This window comes from Methylobacterium sp. TK26, from assembly GCF_055361565.1.
In genome coordinates this window covers 1,325,879-1,340,090 of the sequence record NZ_CM143965.1, presented here as the reverse complement: position 1 = coordinate 1,340,090, position 14,212 = coordinate 1,325,879, and the positions used below count along the sequence as shown (strand labels likewise).

Genomic DNA, 14,212 nt, shown 5'->3' with positions numbered 1-14,212 from the left:
TCCCCCGTGATCCCGATCGCGTTCAGTCGTCCCGCAGCGCGCGGTGCTCCGCGCCCTCGATGTCGTCGTACTGGCCGTTGCGCAGCGCCCAGAGGAAGGCGGCGAGCCCCGCGAGGCCGAAGGCCAGCGCCAGGGGGATGACGAGGAGCAGGACGGTCACGGGCGGCCTCGGGCGCGCAGGGCGTTCAGGGTGACGGCGACGGACGAGCCCGACATGGCGAGCGCCGCGATCAGCGGGGTGAGCAGGCCGATGGCGGCCAGCGGCACCGCGAGCAGGTTGTAGGCGCCCGAGAACCACAGGTTCTGCAGCATGAGCCGCCGCGCCCGGCGGCCGGCCTTCAGCACCGCCAGGACCGGCGTGAGGGAGCGCCCGAGGAACAGGGCGTCGGCTGCCGCCTGGCTGACATGGGCCGCCGTGGCGGGGGAGAGCGAGGCGTGAGCGGCGGCGAGCGCCGGGGCGTCGTTGAGCCCGTCGCCCACCATCAGCACCCGCGCCCCGCCCCGCTGCAACGCCTCGATCCGGGCGATCTTGTCCTGGGGCGCGAGGCCCGCCTCCCATTCCGCCACGCCGAGCCGGCCCGCCACCGCCGCGACGGCGGCGGCGCGGTCGCCGGAGAAGATCAGCACCCGGCGTCCCGATTCCCGTAAGGAGGCGACGACCTCGGCCGCGTCGGGCCGGAGATCCTGGCGCACGGGGAAGGCCATGGGCACGCCCTCCCCCGCCCGGAAGCAGATCACCGAGGCGTCGGGATGCGCGGCCAGCGTAGCGGCGGCTTGCGTCTCCGCCCCGCAGAAGGCCGGCGAGCCGAGGCGCAGCGCGACGCCCTCGACGCTCGCGCGCACCCCGAGGCCCGCCGCCTCCTGCGCCCCCGGAAACGGCGCCGCGCCCCCTGCGGAGGCCGCCAGCGCCAGGGCCATCGGGTGCCGGCTCGACAGGGCGAGGCGGGCCGCGCGCGCGTCGGTCAGGTCCCCGGCGAGGACGGGTTCGGGCAGGGTCAGGGTGCCGGTCTTGTCGAACACCACCGTGTCGATGGCCGCGAAGCGTTCGAGCGCCGTGCCGTCGTTGAGGAGCACGCCCTCGCGGAACAGGGCGCCCGCCGCCACCACCTGCACGGCGGGAATCGCGAGGCCGAGCGCGCAGGGACAGGTGACGATCAGAACCGCCACGGCGTTCAGGAGCGCCCCGTGCCAGCCGGCCCCGGCGGCGAGCCAGCCCGCCAGGGTGAGGGCCGCCGCCGCGTGGACGAGGGGCACGTAGAGGCGCGTGGCCCGGTCGGCGAGGACGAGGGCGCGGGAGCGCGCCTCCAGCGCCCGGCCCATCAGCGCCTCGACCTCGTCGAGGAGGCTGCGCCCCGCCGGGGCGGTGACGCGGATCGTGAGCGCGCCGCTGCCGTTGAGCGCCCCGGCGAAGACCCGCGCCCCCGCCCGCACGGTGACGGCGGCGGTCTCGCCGGTGACGAGGCTCTGGTCGAGGTCGGAGAGGCCCTGCTCCACCACGCCATCCGCCGGCACCCGCTCGCCGGGGCGCAGGAGGATCCGCGCGCCGGGGTCGAGATCGGAGACCGGCACGTCGCGCAACGACCCGTCCGGGGCGACGAGGGTGGCGCCGGTGCTGCGCAAGGCGGCGAGGTTCTCCGCGAAGGCGCGGGTGCGCCGCCGCATCGCCTGATCGAGCACGCGGCCGATCAGCAGGAAGAACAGCAGCATCACCGCGCCGTCGAAATAGGCGTGGGTCGCCCCCGACAGGGTCTCCACCACCGACATGGCCAGCGTCAGGACCACGCCGAGGGTGATCGGGAAGTCCATGGTCACGCGGCCCGAGCGCAGGCCCTTCAGCGCCCCCTCGTAGAAGGGCCGCCCGGCATAGGCGGCGGCCGGCAGGGCGATCACGGCCTGGATCCAGTGGAAGAGGTCGCGGTTCTCAGGGGTCATGTCCGAGAGGGCGCCGGCCCAGACCGAGACTGCGAGCAGCATCACGTTCATGGCGGCGAAGCCCGCCACCGCCAGCGCCCGGATGAGCCGCTGCGTCTCTTCCTGCTCCTCCCGCGAGACCCGGCCGGGATCGAAGGGGCGGCCGGTGAAGCCGAGCGCGTCGAGTTCGGCGAGGATCGCGGCGATGTCGGGCTCGGCCTCCGGCACCCAGGTGACGGACAGGCGCCGATCCGAGAAGTTCAGCCGCGCCCGCGCGACGCCCGGCACCCGCGCCAGCCCGCGCTCGATCGTGGCCATGCAGCCGGCGCAGCGGATGCCCTCCACGGCGAAGGCGGCCCGCGCCGCGCCCTCCCCGTCGCGGGTGACGAAGGCGGCGTAGTCGCGGCCCAGCGAGGGCGTGGTGTTCGCCTCGCTCCACGAGGCGTGGGCCTCGATATAGGCGAGCGCGGTGTCGGTGCAGCACATCGGGCCGATCCCTCAGTCCAGGAACAGACGGTGGCGGCGCCGGAACGCGACCCCATCCTCGCCCATCACCTCCACGACGAGGTCCCACTGGCCGGGCGGCACGGCGGCGGTGCGGACCGCGTAGGCGCCGGGCCGGCCCTCCGTGAGATCCACCGCCCGGTCCTCCCGCTTGTCGGTAGGGCGCTCCAGCCGTGCCCGCACCGCCCTCCCCGCCAGGGGAAGGCCGTCGCGGGCGGCGAGGGTCGCGGCGATCGCGGTCCCGCCCTCGGGCAGGCGGGAGGCGGCGGCGTCGAGGCTCCAGCCGAGGCCGTCCTGCGCCCGCGCCCGGCCGAGTTCGGCGTTGTAGCGCTGGCTCGCCTGATAGGGCGAGGCCTCGTCGAGCCCCGACCACGTCCGCAGCGCCGAGGTGACGAGGACGGCGTCCGCCGCCGCGACGGTGCCGAAGAAGGCGGCGAACATCGCCAGGATGCGGGTGCCGGTGAGGGGGGCGCTCATGTTCAGCGGGCCTTGAAATGGTCCTGCGCCGCCGCGCCCTCGCCGGAGGCGTCGGCGATGCGGAAGGACAGGGGCGAGACGGGGGCCTCCAGCCCCGCCGGGGCGAAGACGAGGATGCGGAATTCCTGCGTGGAATCGGCGGGCACCGGCAGGTCGTCGGCGGTGCCGCCGACCACCTCGACACGGGCGCCCGCGACGCCCTCCACCGCGAGGGCGAAGTCCCGCGCCACGGGGCGCTTGTTGGCGATGCGCAGGGTGAAGCCGTTGCGCACGGAGCCGTCCGAGAGGGTCACGAATTGCGGGTTGCGGTCGTGCAGGACGCTCACCCCCGTGACGCTGCGGGTGGCGAGGCTCATGAGCATGAAGCCGCCGGTCCCGGCGACCAGCACCGCGTAGAGGATCGTCCGGGGGCGGACGATGCGGCTCACCGGCCCGTGGCCGGCGGCGCGGCTCCGGCGGTTGGCCTCGGTGTCGTAGCCGATGAGGCCGGTGGGGCGCCCGAGCTTGCCCATGGTGGTGTCGCAGGCATCGATGCACAGGCCGCACTGGATGCAATCCATCTGCAGGCCGTCGCGGATGTCGACGCCCATCGGGCAGGCCGTGACGCAGGCGAAGCAATCGACGCAATCGCCGGCCTTCTGGCCCGCCGCGCGCAGGGCCTCGGTCTTCTTGGCCGAGACGCGGGGCTCGCCGCGCTCGTCCCGGTAGAGGATGTTGTAGGCGTGCTCGTCGGTGAGCGCCGCCTGGATGCGCGGCCAGGGGCACATGTAAGTGCAGACCTGCTCGCGCATGTGGCCGGCCAGCAGGTAGGTGGTGGCGGTCAGCGTCAGGATCGCGCCATAGGCCACGGGCGGGGCCTGATAGGTCGCGAGCCTCACGACCAGCGTCGGCGCGTCGGCGAAGTAGAGCACCCAGGCGCCGCCGGTCCACCACGCGATCAGCAGCCAGATCGCGTGCTTCATGGTCCGCAGGGCGATCTTCTCCATGGACCACGGGGCGGCGTCGAGCTTCAAGCGCTCGCGCCGGTCGCCCTCGATCAGCCGCTCCACGGCGAGGAACAGGTCGGTCCAGACGGTCTGCGGGCAGAGGTAGCCGCACCAGAGGCGGCCCGCGACCGCGTTCATCAGGAACAGGATGAAGGCCGCGAGGATCAGGAGACCCATCACGTAGGTCACGTCCTGCGGCCACAGCTCGATGGAGAAGAAATAGAAGCGGCCCTTGTCGAGATCGAGCAGCACCGCCTGGGACGGCTCGTTCGGCCCGCGATGCCAGCGCAGGAAGGGCACGAAGTAGTAGATGCCGAGAGCAACGGCGAGGATCATCCACTTGATCCGCCGGAAGGTGCCATGAACCAGCCGCGGCTGGATCTTGGTCCGCGCCGCGTAGAGCGACCCGTCGGCGGCGGGAATGGCGGCGCGGGTCGCCGCCGTGCCGAATTGCTTCCTGGGGCGGACGGCTTGCGTGTCTGTACGCTGGGCGAGGGGCATCGGCGGACCATCCTCCGTCCGCGAGTGGACGGGGTCCGGAAGCCCTAGGCCGCGCGGGCGAGCGGGGCTTTGATCTCGCTCAAACGGGGCCCCGGCCGGGCGCCGTCGTAGGCTTCGGTGGACGCCGGCTCAGTCGGCGTAGTGCCAGCGGCACTGGGCGATCTTCAGGGCCTGTTCCTCGCCGGCTCCCCTCGCCCGGTAGACCAGCCGGTGGGTGCCGGTGATCCGGCGCGACCACCCGCCTTTCAGGCCTTCTCAGACCAGATGAGCCTCACGGCTCGATGAGCCCCCGCTCCGTCTCGGCTCCGGCATCGAGTTCGGCGATGCTGTCGAGCAGGCGCCGGGCATTCGCCGGAGTCGAGAGCAGGTGCATCGTTTCCCGCAGGCCCTCCAACTCGGAGAGCGGCATCACCACCATGTCGGCGCGGTTCTGCTGGGTGATCACCAACTCGGTCCGGTCCCGCTCGACCTGATCGAGATGCGTTGCGAGGTGCGCCCGAAACTCGGTGTAGCTGACCTGCGCCACGCCCGGCCTCCCTCTGTACAGCTTCCTGTACAGAGGAAGACTCGGAGCCCCTGCCAAGCCCTACCGTCCCCCACCCAGCCCGTGGACGTAGACGGCCAGGGACTTGATCGTCGCCGGATCGAGGCGGCCTTCCCAGGCGGGCATCACGCCCCTGCGGCCGCCGGTGATCGTGGCGACCACCTGCTCCGGCGCCGAGCCGTAGAGCCAGATCGCGTCCGTGAGGTTCGGGGCGCCCATCTCCGGGTTGCCCTTCGCCTCGGCGCCGTGGCAGGCGGCGCAATTGCCCGCGAAGACCTCCGCGCCCTTCTCGACACTCGCGCCCGCCACCCCCGGCTTGCCCGAGAGCGAGAGCACATAGGTCGCCGCCGCCTCGACCTCCGGGCGGGTGAGGATGCCGTCGCGGCCGAAGGCCGGCATGTCGCCGAGATGCGTCTCCCCGTGGGCGGAGCGGGCGCCGAAGCGGATCGTGCGCTCGATCTCCTCCGGGGTGCCGCCCCACAGCCAGTCGTCGTCCTGCAGGTTCGGGTAGCCGATCCGCCCCGTCGCTGAGGTGCCGTGGCAGGCGGCGCAATTGTCGCCGAAGGCCGCCTTGCCGGTGGCGAGCGCGAGGCGCAGCAGGGCCGGGTCGGCGCGGATCTCCGCCACCGTGGCGCTGGCGAGCTGCGTCCGGCCGCGGGCATCGCGCGCGTGGCGCACCGCCTCGATCTCGCCCAGCACCGTCGCGCGCTGGGAGTAACCCAGCAGGCCCGCCGTGTAGCCGCTCACCATCGGCCAGGCCGGGTAGAGCACCCAGTAGCCCATCGACCAGACGATCGTCGCGTAGAGCGTGTAGAGCCACCAGCGCGGCAGGGGGTTGTTGTATTCGCGGATGCCGTCCCAGGCATGGCCCGTGGTCTGCGGGCCGTCGGCGGGCTGGCCCGAAGCGCTCGTCTCGGCCACGGCTCAATCCTCGATCAGGGGGAGATGGGCGGCCGCATCGAACCGGGAGCGGTTGCGCGGCCAGAAGGCGTAGGCGGCGACGGCGGCGAAGACGCCGACGAAGTAGAGGAGGCCGCTTGTCTGCGCGAAGGCGGCGGCGCTTTCGTAGGTCATGGCGCTCACCTCAGGTTCTTCTTGTCGTCGTAGATCTTGAAGTCGACCATCGTGCCGAGCACCTGCAGGTAGGCGACGAGGGCGTCGATCTCGGCGACGCGGCCCTTCTCGCCCGAGACAGCGTGCAGGGCGGCGCCGGGATAGCGGCGCTGGAACTCGGCGGCGCCGGGCCCTTCGGGATCGAGCTGGGCCTTCAGGTCGGCGGCGGCCAGCGCCACCATCGCGTCGTCGTAGGGGACGCCGAGCGCCCGGTTGGCCTTGAGGTCGTCGGCGATCGCGTCGGCGTCCAGCGGCCGGTCGAGGAAGGCGTAGGGCGGCATGATCGAGGCCGGCACCACGGCGCGGGGATCGCGCAGGTGCTCCCGGTGCCACTCGTCCGAATACTTGCCCCCGACGCGGGCGAGGTCCGGCCCGGTGCGCTTCGAACCCCATTGGAACGGGTGGTCGTAGAGGCTCTCGGCGGCCAGCGAGAAGTGGCCGTAGCGCTCCACCTCGTCGCGCATCGGCCGGATCATCTGGCTGTGGCAGAGGTAGCAGCCCTCGCGGATGTAGATGGAGCGGCCGGCGAGTTCGAGGGGCGTGTAGGGGCGGACGCCCTCCACCGTCTCGATCGTGCTCTTCAGGTAGAAGAGCGGCGTGATCTCCACGAGGCCGCCGATGGCGACGACGAGGAGCGCGCCGAGCAGCAGGACGATGGAGTTCTTCTCGAAGATCTCGTGCCTCTTCCAGAGGCCGGGCTGGGCGGTGGCCATCGGGCTGGTTCCGTGATGCGCGGGAGGTGGGGGCCGCCCGGGTCGGCGGCCCCGGGTCGGGTTCACTCGGCCGGGGCGAGGGCGACCGGGCCGGGCAGCGCCTCGTCGGCGGAGGCCGTCTTGCCGGCGATCGTCATGGCGAGGTTGTAGGCCATGATCAGCGCGCCGATCAGGAACAGCACCCCGCCCATCGCCCGCACGAGGTAGTAGGGCTGCATCGCCTCGACGGTCTCCACGAAGGAGTATTCGAGGAAGCCGAGCGCGTTATAGGCGCGCCACATCAGGCCCTGCATGATCCCCGCGACCCACATCGAGGAGATGTACAGCACGATGCCGAGCGTCGAGATCCAGAAGTGCCACTCCACCAGCTTGAGGGAGTAGACCTCCTTGCGGTTCCACAGCCAGGGCACGAGGCAGTACAGGGCGCCGAAGGAGATGTAGGCGACCCAGCCGAGCGCCCCGGAATGGACGTGGCCGATGGTCCAGTCGGTGTAGTGCGACAGGGCGTTGACCGCCTTGATCGCCATCATCGGCCCCTCGAAGGTCGCCATGCCGTAGAAGGCGAGCGAGACGACCATGAAGCGCAGGATCGGGTCGGTGCGTAAGCGGTCCCAGGCGCCCGAGAGGGTCATCAGCCCGTTGATCATGCCGCCCCAGGAGGGCATCCACAGCATGATCGAGAAGGTCATGCCCAGCGTCTGCGCCCAGTCCGGCAGCGCCGTGTAGTGCAGGTGGTGCGGCCCCGCCCAGATGTACATGAAGATCAGCGCCCAGAAGTGGATGATCGACAGCCGGTAGGAGTAGATCGGCCGCTCAGCGCGCTTCGGGACGAAGTAGTACATGATGGCGAGGAAGCCGGCGGTGAGGAAGAAGCCGACCGCGTTGTGCCCGTACCACCACTGGATCAGGGCATCCTGCACCCCTGAGAAGACCGGGTAGGATTTCGAGCCGAACACCGTCACCGGCAGGGCGAGGTTGTTCACGATGTGCAGCATCGCGACGGTGACGATGAAGGCGAGGGTAAACCAGTTCGCCACGAAGATGTGGGGTTCGCGGCGCTTCCAGATCGTGCCCAGGAACACCAGCAGGTAGACGACCCAGACGAGGGTGAGCCACAGGTCGGCGTACCATTCGGGCTCGGCGTATTCCTTCGATTGGGTCACGCCCATCAGGTAGCCGGTGCCGGCGATGACGATGAACAGGTTGTAGCCGAGCACCACGAACCAGGGCGCGAGGTCGCCCGCGAGCCGCGCCCGGCAGGTGCGCTGCACCACGTAGAGCGAGGTCCCGATCAGCACGTTGCCGCCGAAGGCGAAGATCACCGCCGAGGTGTGCAGCGGCCGCAGGCGCCCGAAGGTCGTGTATTCGAGCCCGAAATTCAGGGCCGGCGCCCAGAGCTGGAAGGCGATGATGCAGCCCACCGTGAATCCGGCGATGCCCCAGCCCATCGCGGCGATGGCGGCGAACTTGACCGGCCCGAGGGTGTAGTTCGGCCGGCCGTCGATCTCCTGCGGCGGGGGCGCGAGGGGCCGCGCCTCGTAGCGCTTGAGCAGCACCGCGAGCCCCGCCGCCCCGGCAAGGGCGAAGACGGCCATATGGATGCCGAAGGGCGTATCCACCGCCCGCGCCGAGGCGATGGCGCAGAGGAAACTGCCGACGAGGAGGAACAGGCTCAAGCCCGCCTCCCCCTCCGTCATGTATTTGCGACCGGAAATGGCGGCCATGGCTCGCTCGTGACGCCTCGCGGAGGGATCGATCCTGTCGCGCTTAGGCGGCGGCCCGGCCGCGGGCCTTGACCTGAATCAAAAGGTCCCGCAGCCCCTGCGAAAGGGGGCGGAAGGGCCGGGCGAATGCCCTATAATCGCTGCCGTCACGAAGGGGGTCAGCGATGGCAGAGACGATCCGGGCGGACACCAATCCCTTCGTCCGCAAGATCGAGAGCGTGGCGCTGTTCGACCTGTCGGACTCCGAGCGGGCGGCGCTGGTCGGGCTGCCGCTGCACGTCGCGGAGTACGAGACCGGGCAGGACATCGTGGTGGAGCACGACCGGCCGAACCGGTGCTTCGCGGTGCTCAGCGGGATCGCGGCGACCTACAAGACCACCGAGGACGGGCGGCGGCAGGTCACGGCCTACCATGTCCCCGGCGACGTGCCGGATTTCCAGAGCCTGCACCTGGAGGTGCTCGATTTCAGCATCTGCGCCGTGGCGCCGCTGCGCATCGGCTTCGTGCCGCACGAGGCCCTGCGCGCGCTGTTTGCCGCCGAGCCCCGCCTCGGCGACGCGTTCTGGCGCACGACGCTGATCGAGGGCTCACTCGCCCGGGAATGGATGCTCAACAACGGCCGGCGGGAATCCTACCCGCGCATGGCCCACCTGTTCTGCGAATTGATGATCCGCCTGGAGATGGTCGGCCTCGCGGCCGGCAATTCCTGCGGCCTGCCCCTGACGCAGTACGAACTCGGCGACGCGCTCGGCATCACCTCGGTCCACGTGAACCGGATCCTGAAGGAGTTGCGCGAGAGCGGCCTCATCACCCTCGGGAGCGGTCGCCTGACGATCCACGATTGGGACGCCCTCGCCAAGGCCGGCGAGTTCGATCCCACCTACCTCCACCTGCGCCACACGGACGGCTGAGCCTCAGCCGGCCGCCGAGAGGCGCGGCGGGAGGTGGCTTTCCTGCGCCCCGGCATGGCAGACGCGGTCCCGCCCCTGCCGCTTGGCGGCGTAGAGGGCCGCGTCGGCGGCGTCGATCCAGCCCTGCAGGCTCGCGGCGGGGGCGAGCCCGCCATGGGCCATGCCGACGCTGAGGGTGAGGATGCCGCGCGGATGGTCGGCATGGGGCAGGGCCAGGGCGGCGACGCCCGCGCGCACCGATTCCGCCAGCATCGCGGCCTCGCCGGGCTCGCAGCGGACGAGGAGGGCGAATTCCTCGCCCCCGACCCGGAAGGCGCTGCCGCCGGCCTGCGCCGCGCGCCCGCACAGCACGGCGGCGACCTGCTTCAGCACCCGGTCGCCGGCCGGGTGTCCGTAGCGGTCGTTGAAGCCCTTGAAATGGTCGGCGTCGATGCTGAGCAGCGCCCAGCGCGCCCGCTCGGCGGGCTCGGCGCAGCGGGCGACGCTCCGCTCGAAATGCCGCCAGTTCCACAGGCCGGTCAGGGCGTCGGTGGCGGCGAGCCGTTCGAGTTCGGCCCGCGCGGCCAGGGCCTGCCGCTCCGCGCGCTCCCGCCGGCTGAACTCCCGGTGCAGCAGCCCGACGACGCCAAGGATCCCGAGGCTCAGGAGCAGGGCCAGCGCCAGGACGATGCGGGTCTGCGGCCTCCAGGCCCGGTCGATGGCCGAGGCCGGCAGGAACACCGACAGGCGCAGCGGCCAGGGGGCGACCTGCCGTTCCTCCCGCAGGCCCGGCGCGTCGGCGGCGGCGGCGGGCTGCCCGATGTTCATCACCTCGCTCCCGTCCGTGAAGTCGAGGGTGACGGTGAAGTCGCGGCTGCCCTTCAGACGGTCGAGCACCTCCCGGAAATAGGCCAGCTCGATCGCGCCCACGATGACGCCGGCGAAGCTGCCGTCCGCGTAGGCGAAGCGGCGGCTCAGGGGGATCATCTCCCGCCCGCTCAGCCGCGTGCGCCACGGGCGGCCGATGAACAGGCCGGTCTCCGGCGCATCCCGGTGGATCGTGAAATAGAGCCGGTCGGACCCGTCGAGGCGGCGCGGCACGATGGAGCCGGAATCGAGGAAGGCCTTGCCCGACTCGTCGAGGACGAGGATCGAGCCGTAGCCCCGCGCCTGCGACACCCGGTCGAACAGGCCGAGGTGGCGCAGGTCCGGCGAGGCCCCGTCGAGGGCCGGCAGGTTCAGGCGGCTCGACACGGTCATCAGCGACAGGTCGTAGAGTTCGATGTCGCGCGCGATCGCCCGCTCGCTGGTGCCGAGCAAGCCGAGGGCGTCGTGGCGGGCGCTGTCCCAGGCCTGCCGGCGCATGTCGTGGATCGTCCAGGCGGTGTAGATCCACATGCCGCCGACGACCACGAGGGCGAGGGCGGCCAGAAGCCGGCGCGGGGTGGCGGGCGCCGAAACCCCCGCCGCCTCGTCGAAAGCCCCCGTCTCTGCAGCCCCGCTATCGCGCATCGTCCCTCGTCGGCTCGGCCGAATGCAGCCCGTTCCTCACCACAGGTTGCTCACCGGAGGTTAGGGAAGACTTGCGGATTGCGGTCCCCTACGCCCTTATCCCCTCGACCGGCCGCTCTTGCTGTTCGCTTTCCGCCGATCTCTTCGCGCCGGGGGGCCGGCCGAACCGGGCATAGAGGCCCGGCAGCACCACGAGGGTGAGGAGCGTCGCGCTGATCAGCCCGCCGATCACCACCGTGGCGAGGGGGCGCTGGATCTCGGCCCCCGTCCCGGTGGCGAGCGCCATCGGCACGAAGCCGAGCGAGGCGACGAGCGCCGTCATGGCCACCGGCCGCAGCCGGGTCGCGGCGCCCTCGCGGATCGCCTCGCGCAGGGGAAGCCCCCCGGCGGCGAGGTGGCGGATGGCGCTGATCATCACGAGGCCGTTCAGGACCGCGACGCCGGACAGGGCGATGAAGCCCACCGCCGCCGGCACCGAGACCGGCATGTCCCGCAGCCACAGGGCGAGGATGCCCCCGGTCAGCGCCAGGGGCACGGCGCTGAACACGAGGAGTGCGTCGCGAACCGAGCCGAGCGCCGAACCGAGGAGCAGGAGGATCAAGAGGAAGCAGGCCGGGACCACCGCCGCGAGCCGTCGCTTGGCCGAGGCGAGGTTCTCGAACTGCCCGCCCCAGGTCAGGGAGGAGCCGGCCGGCAGGGACACCTCCCGTCCCACCCTGGCCTGCGCCTCGGCGACCACAGAGCCGATGTCCCGCCCGCGCACGTTGGCCGTCACCACCACCCGGCGGCGGCCGTTCTCGCGGCTGATCTGGTTCGGCCCCTCGGTGACGGAAAAGGACGCGACCTGCTTGAGCAGGACCGAGCCCGCCCTCCCCCCGGCGCCGGGCGGCAGGGGCACGGGGATGTTCTCCAGCGTCTCGCGATCCTCGCGGACCCGGTCGGTGAGGCGCATGACGATGGGGAAGCGGCGGTCGCCCTCGAACACCACCCCGGCCTCGCGCCCGCCGATGGCGGCGCCGATCACGTCCTGGATCGCCCCGGTGCTGAGGCCGTAGCGGGCGGCCTCGGCCTTGTCGATCGTGATGTCGAGGACCGGCAGGCCCTCGATCTGCTCGACCTTCACGTCCTCGGCGCCCGCGATGCCGCGCAGGATCCCGGCGATGCGGTTCGCCGTGGCGAGCAGGGGCTCGAACTCGTCGCCGAACACCTTCACCGCGAGGTCGCCGCGGGTGCCCGCGAGCAACTCGTTGAAGCGGAGCTGGATCGGCTGCGAGAACTCGTAGACGTTGCCCGCGAGCTGCCCGACCGCCGTCTCGATCCGCTCCTGCAGCTCCGCCTTGGGCAGGGCCGGATCCGGCCACTGCCCGCGCGGCTTCAGGATGACGAAGGTGTCCGAGGAGTTCGGCGGCATCGGATCGGAGGCGACCTCGGCCGTGCCGGTCTTGGAGAAGACCGTCGCGACCTCGGGGAAGGCCAGCACCGCCTTCTCGACCTTCAGTTGCATCGCCTGAGACTGGGTGAGGGAGGTCGAGGGGATGCGCGTGGCGTTCAGCGCGATGGCCTCCTCGTCGAGTTGCGGGATGAACTCGGTGCCGAGCCGGGTCGCGAGGATTCCCGCCCCCGCGAGGAGCGCCAGGGCGAAAACGGCGAAGGCGGAGGGCGCCCGGATCGCGGCGTCGAGGACCGGCCGGTAGGCGGCCTTCATCCCCCGGACCAGGGCGTTGTCCGTCTCGCTCACCCGTCCGGTGAGGACGATGGCGAGGAGCGCGGGCACGAAGGTCAGCGACAGGACGAAGGCGCAGGCCAGCGCGATGATGACGGTGAGCGCCATCGGCTCGAACATCTTGCCCTCCACCCCGGTGAAGGTGAGGAGCGGCACGTAGACGAGGATGATGATCGCCTGCCCGTAGAGGGAGGGGGCGATCATCTCGCGGGCCGAATCCCGCACGGTGTCGAGCCGTTCCTCCAGGGCGAGGGGCCGCCCGAGGGCGTGCTGGCGCTCCGCGACGTGGCGCAGGGCGTTCTCGCTGATGATCACGGCGCCGTCGACGATCAGCCCGAAATCGAGGGCGCCGAGGCTCATGAGGTTGGCCGAGATCTTCGCCTCGACCATCCCGGTCATCGTCATCAGCATGGCGACGGGGATGACGAGGGCCGTCACCAGGGCGGCGCGGATGTTGCCGAGCAGCAGGAACAGGATCACGACGACGAGGAGCGCCCCCTCGGAGAGGTTCCTGCCCACCGTCCGCACCGTGGCCTCCACGAGTTGCGTGCGGTCGAGGACGATGCGGATCTCGATGCCGGGGGGCAGGGAGCGGCGGATCGCGTCCATCCGCGCCGTGACGGCCTCGGCCACCGTGCGGCTGTTCTCGCCGATGAGCATGAGCGCGGTGCCGATCACCGCCTCGGCGCCGTCCTCGCTGCCGGAGCCGGTGCGCAGGTCGCGCCCGATACGCACGCTCGCCACGTCCGAGATCCGCACCGGCACGCCGCCGCGGGTGGCCACGACCACGTTGCCGATGTCGGCCATGCCCTCCAGCCGGCCGGCGGCGCGCACCACGTAGCTCTCGCCGTTGTCCTCCAGGTAGCGGGCGCCCTGGTTGGCGTTGTTCGCCTCCAGCGCCCGCGCCACATCCGCGAAGGACAGGTCCAGCGAGGCGAGCACGGTCGGATCGGGCTGGACGTGGTACTGCTTCTCGAACCCGCCGATGCTGTCGACCCCCGCCACCCCCGGCACGGTCCTGATCTGCGGCCGGACGATCCAATCCTGCACGGTGCGCAGATACGCCTTCCGTTCGAGGTCGCTGGCCAGGCGCTGGCCCTCGGGGGTGCGGTAGCTGCCATCCTCCTGCCAGCCGGGCTTGCCGGCGGCGGCGGGCCGGGGCGCGCCGGCTTCCGCGAAGCGCACCGACCACATCACGATCTCCCCGAGGCCGGTGGAGATCGGCCCCATGGCGGCCTGGGCGCCGGGGGGAAGGTCCCGCGCCACCTGCGCGAGGCGTTCGGCCACCTGCTGGCGGGCGAAGTAGATGTCGAGCTTTTCCGCGAAGACCGCCGTGACCTGCGAGAAGCCGTTGCGCGAGAGCGAGCGGGTGTAGTCGAGCCCCTTGATCCCGGCGAGGGCGGCCTCGATCGGGTAAGTGACCTGCTTCTCGATATCGACCGGCGAGAGCGAGGGGGCGATCGTGTTGATCTGCACCTGGTTGTTGGTGATGTCGGGCACCGCGTCGATGGGCAGGCGCGTCGCCGCGTAGAGCCCGAAGCCGGCGGCGAGCAGGGTGAGGAGCAGCACCAGCCAGCGGCGCTGCACGGCGACGTCGAGGATGCGGTCGATCAT

General features: G+C 71.6%; 13 protein-coding genes. 1 reads left to right on the top strand and 12 read right to left on the bottom strand.

Features of this window, described 5'->3' with window-relative positions:
* Nucleotides 1-22: 22 nt before the first annotated feature.
* The 10 genes from ccoS to ccoN form a co-directional block, all read right to left on the bottom strand.
* A complete protein-coding gene (gene ccoS / locus ACXJ1Y_RS06535; protein ID WP_463849297.1) occupies nt 23-160 on the bottom strand; it encodes a cbb3-type cytochrome oxidase assembly protein CcoS in 138 nt (45 codons plus the stop codon).
* A complete protein-coding gene (locus ACXJ1Y_RS06530) occupies nt 157-2,397 on the bottom strand; it encodes a heavy metal translocating P-type ATPase (RefSeq protein WP_463849296.1) in 2,241 nt (746 codons plus the stop codon). The genes ccoS and ACXJ1Y_RS06530 overlap by 4 nt, the downstream gene beginning before the upstream one ends.
* Nucleotides 2,398-2,409: 12 nt before the next feature.
* Nucleotides 2,410-2,892: a FixH family protein gene (locus tag ACXJ1Y_RS06525; protein WP_463849295.1), complete on the bottom strand. Its 483-nt coding sequence runs from the start codon at nt 2,890-2,892 to the stop codon at nt 2,410-2,412.
* A gap of 2 nt (nt 2,893-2,894) precedes the next feature.
* Complete coding sequence (gene ccoG / locus ACXJ1Y_RS06520; RefSeq protein WP_463849294.1) at nt 2,895-4,379, bottom strand: cytochrome c oxidase accessory protein CcoG; 1,485 nt, start codon at nt 4,377-4,379, stop codon at nt 2,895-2,897.
* A 129-nt stretch (nt 4,380-4,508) separates the two neighbouring features.
* Nucleotides 4,509-4,628: a type II toxin-antitoxin system YoeB family toxin gene (locus ACXJ1Y_RS06515; RefSeq protein WP_463850052.1), complete on the bottom strand. Its 120-nt coding sequence runs from the start codon at nt 4,626-4,628 to the stop codon at nt 4,509-4,511.
* Nucleotides 4,629-4,650: 22 nt separating this feature from the next.
* Nucleotides 4,651-4,905 (bottom strand): type II toxin-antitoxin system Phd/YefM family antitoxin, encoded by a 255-nt coding sequence (locus ACXJ1Y_RS06510; RefSeq protein ID WP_463849293.1) that lies wholly within the window; start codon nt 4,903-4,905, stop codon nt 4,651-4,653.
* 60 nt (nt 4,906-4,965) lie between these two features.
* Complete coding sequence (ccoP, locus tag ACXJ1Y_RS06505; protein WP_463849292.1) at nt 4,966-5,844, bottom strand: cytochrome-c oxidase, cbb3-type subunit III; 879 nt, start codon at nt 5,842-5,844, stop codon at nt 4,966-4,968.
* Between the two features lie 3 nt (nt 5,845-5,847).
* Nucleotides 5,848-5,997 (bottom strand): cbb3-type cytochrome c oxidase subunit 3, encoded by a 150-nt coding sequence (locus ACXJ1Y_RS06500; protein ID WP_463849291.1) that lies wholly within the window; start codon nt 5,995-5,997, stop codon nt 5,848-5,850.
* A 5-nt stretch (nt 5,998-6,002) separates the two neighbouring features.
* Complete coding sequence (ccoO, locus tag ACXJ1Y_RS06495) at nt 6,003-6,749, bottom strand: cytochrome-c oxidase, cbb3-type subunit II (protein WP_463849290.1); 747 nt, start codon at nt 6,747-6,749, stop codon at nt 6,003-6,005.
* Nucleotides 6,750-6,811: 62 nt separating this feature from the next.
* A complete protein-coding gene (gene ccoN, locus ACXJ1Y_RS06490; protein WP_463849289.1) occupies nt 6,812-8,473 on the bottom strand; it encodes a cytochrome-c oxidase, cbb3-type subunit I in 1,662 nt (553 codons plus the stop codon).
* A gap of 164 nt (nt 8,474-8,637) precedes the next feature.
* Between ccoN and ACXJ1Y_RS06485 the strand changes: the two genes are divergently transcribed.
* Entirely contained in the window at nt 8,638-9,384 is a 747-nt protein-coding gene (locus tag ACXJ1Y_RS06485) for a Crp/Fnr family transcriptional regulator (protein ID WP_463849288.1), read from the top strand.
* 3 nt (nt 9,385-9,387) lie between these two features.
* On the opposite strand, the gene ACXJ1Y_RS06480 is transcribed toward ACXJ1Y_RS06485, so the two are convergent.
* Nucleotides 9,388-10,875 carry a sensor domain-containing diguanylate cyclase gene (locus tag ACXJ1Y_RS06480; protein WP_463849287.1) on the bottom strand — a complete coding sequence of 496 codons (1,488 nt, stop codon included), beginning with the start codon at nt 10,873-10,875 and terminating at the stop codon, nt 9,388-9,390.
* Nucleotides 10,876-10,963: 88 nt separating this feature from the next.
* Nucleotides 10,964-14,212: an efflux RND transporter permease subunit gene (locus tag ACXJ1Y_RS06475; RefSeq protein WP_463849286.1), complete on the bottom strand. Its 3,249-nt coding sequence runs from the start codon at nt 14,210-14,212 to the stop codon at nt 10,964-10,966.

Bases quoted from the DNA above. Each gene is read 5' to 3' on its own strand.
- ACXJ1Y_RS06525 (WP_463849295.1), bottom strand. From the start codon at position 2,892: ATGAGCGCCCCCCTCACCGGCACCCGCATCCTGGCGATGTTCGCCGCC.
- ACXJ1Y_RS06500 (WP_463849291.1), bottom strand. From the start codon at position 5,997: ATGACCTACGAAAGCGCCGCCGCCTTCGCGCAGACAAGCGGCCTCCTC.
- ACXJ1Y_RS06530 (WP_463849296.1), bottom strand. From the start codon at position 2,397: ATGTGCTGCACCGACACCGCGCTCGCCTATATCGAGGCCCACGCCTCG.
- ccoO (WP_463849290.1), bottom strand. From the start codon at position 6,749: ATGGCCACCGCCCAGCCCGGCCTCTGGAAGAGGCACGAGATCTTCGAG.
- ACXJ1Y_RS06480 (WP_463849287.1), bottom strand. From the start codon at position 10,875: ATGCGCGATAGCGGGGCTGCAGAGACGGGGGCTTTCGACGAGGCGGCG.
- ACXJ1Y_RS06485 (WP_463849288.1), top strand. From the start codon at position 8,638: ATGGCAGAGACGATCCGGGCGGACACCAATCCCTTCGTCCGCAAGATC.
- ACXJ1Y_RS06475 (WP_463849286.1), bottom strand. From the start codon at position 14,212: ATGATCGACCGCATCCTCGACGTCGCCGTGCAGCGCCGCTGGCTGGTG.
- ccoN (WP_463849289.1), bottom strand. From the start codon at position 8,473: ATGGCCGCCATTTCCGGTCGCAAATACATGACGGAGGGGGAGGCGGGC.
- ccoG (WP_463849294.1), bottom strand. From the start codon at position 4,379: ATGCCCCTCGCCCAGCGTACAGACACGCAAGCCGTCCGCCCCAGGAAG.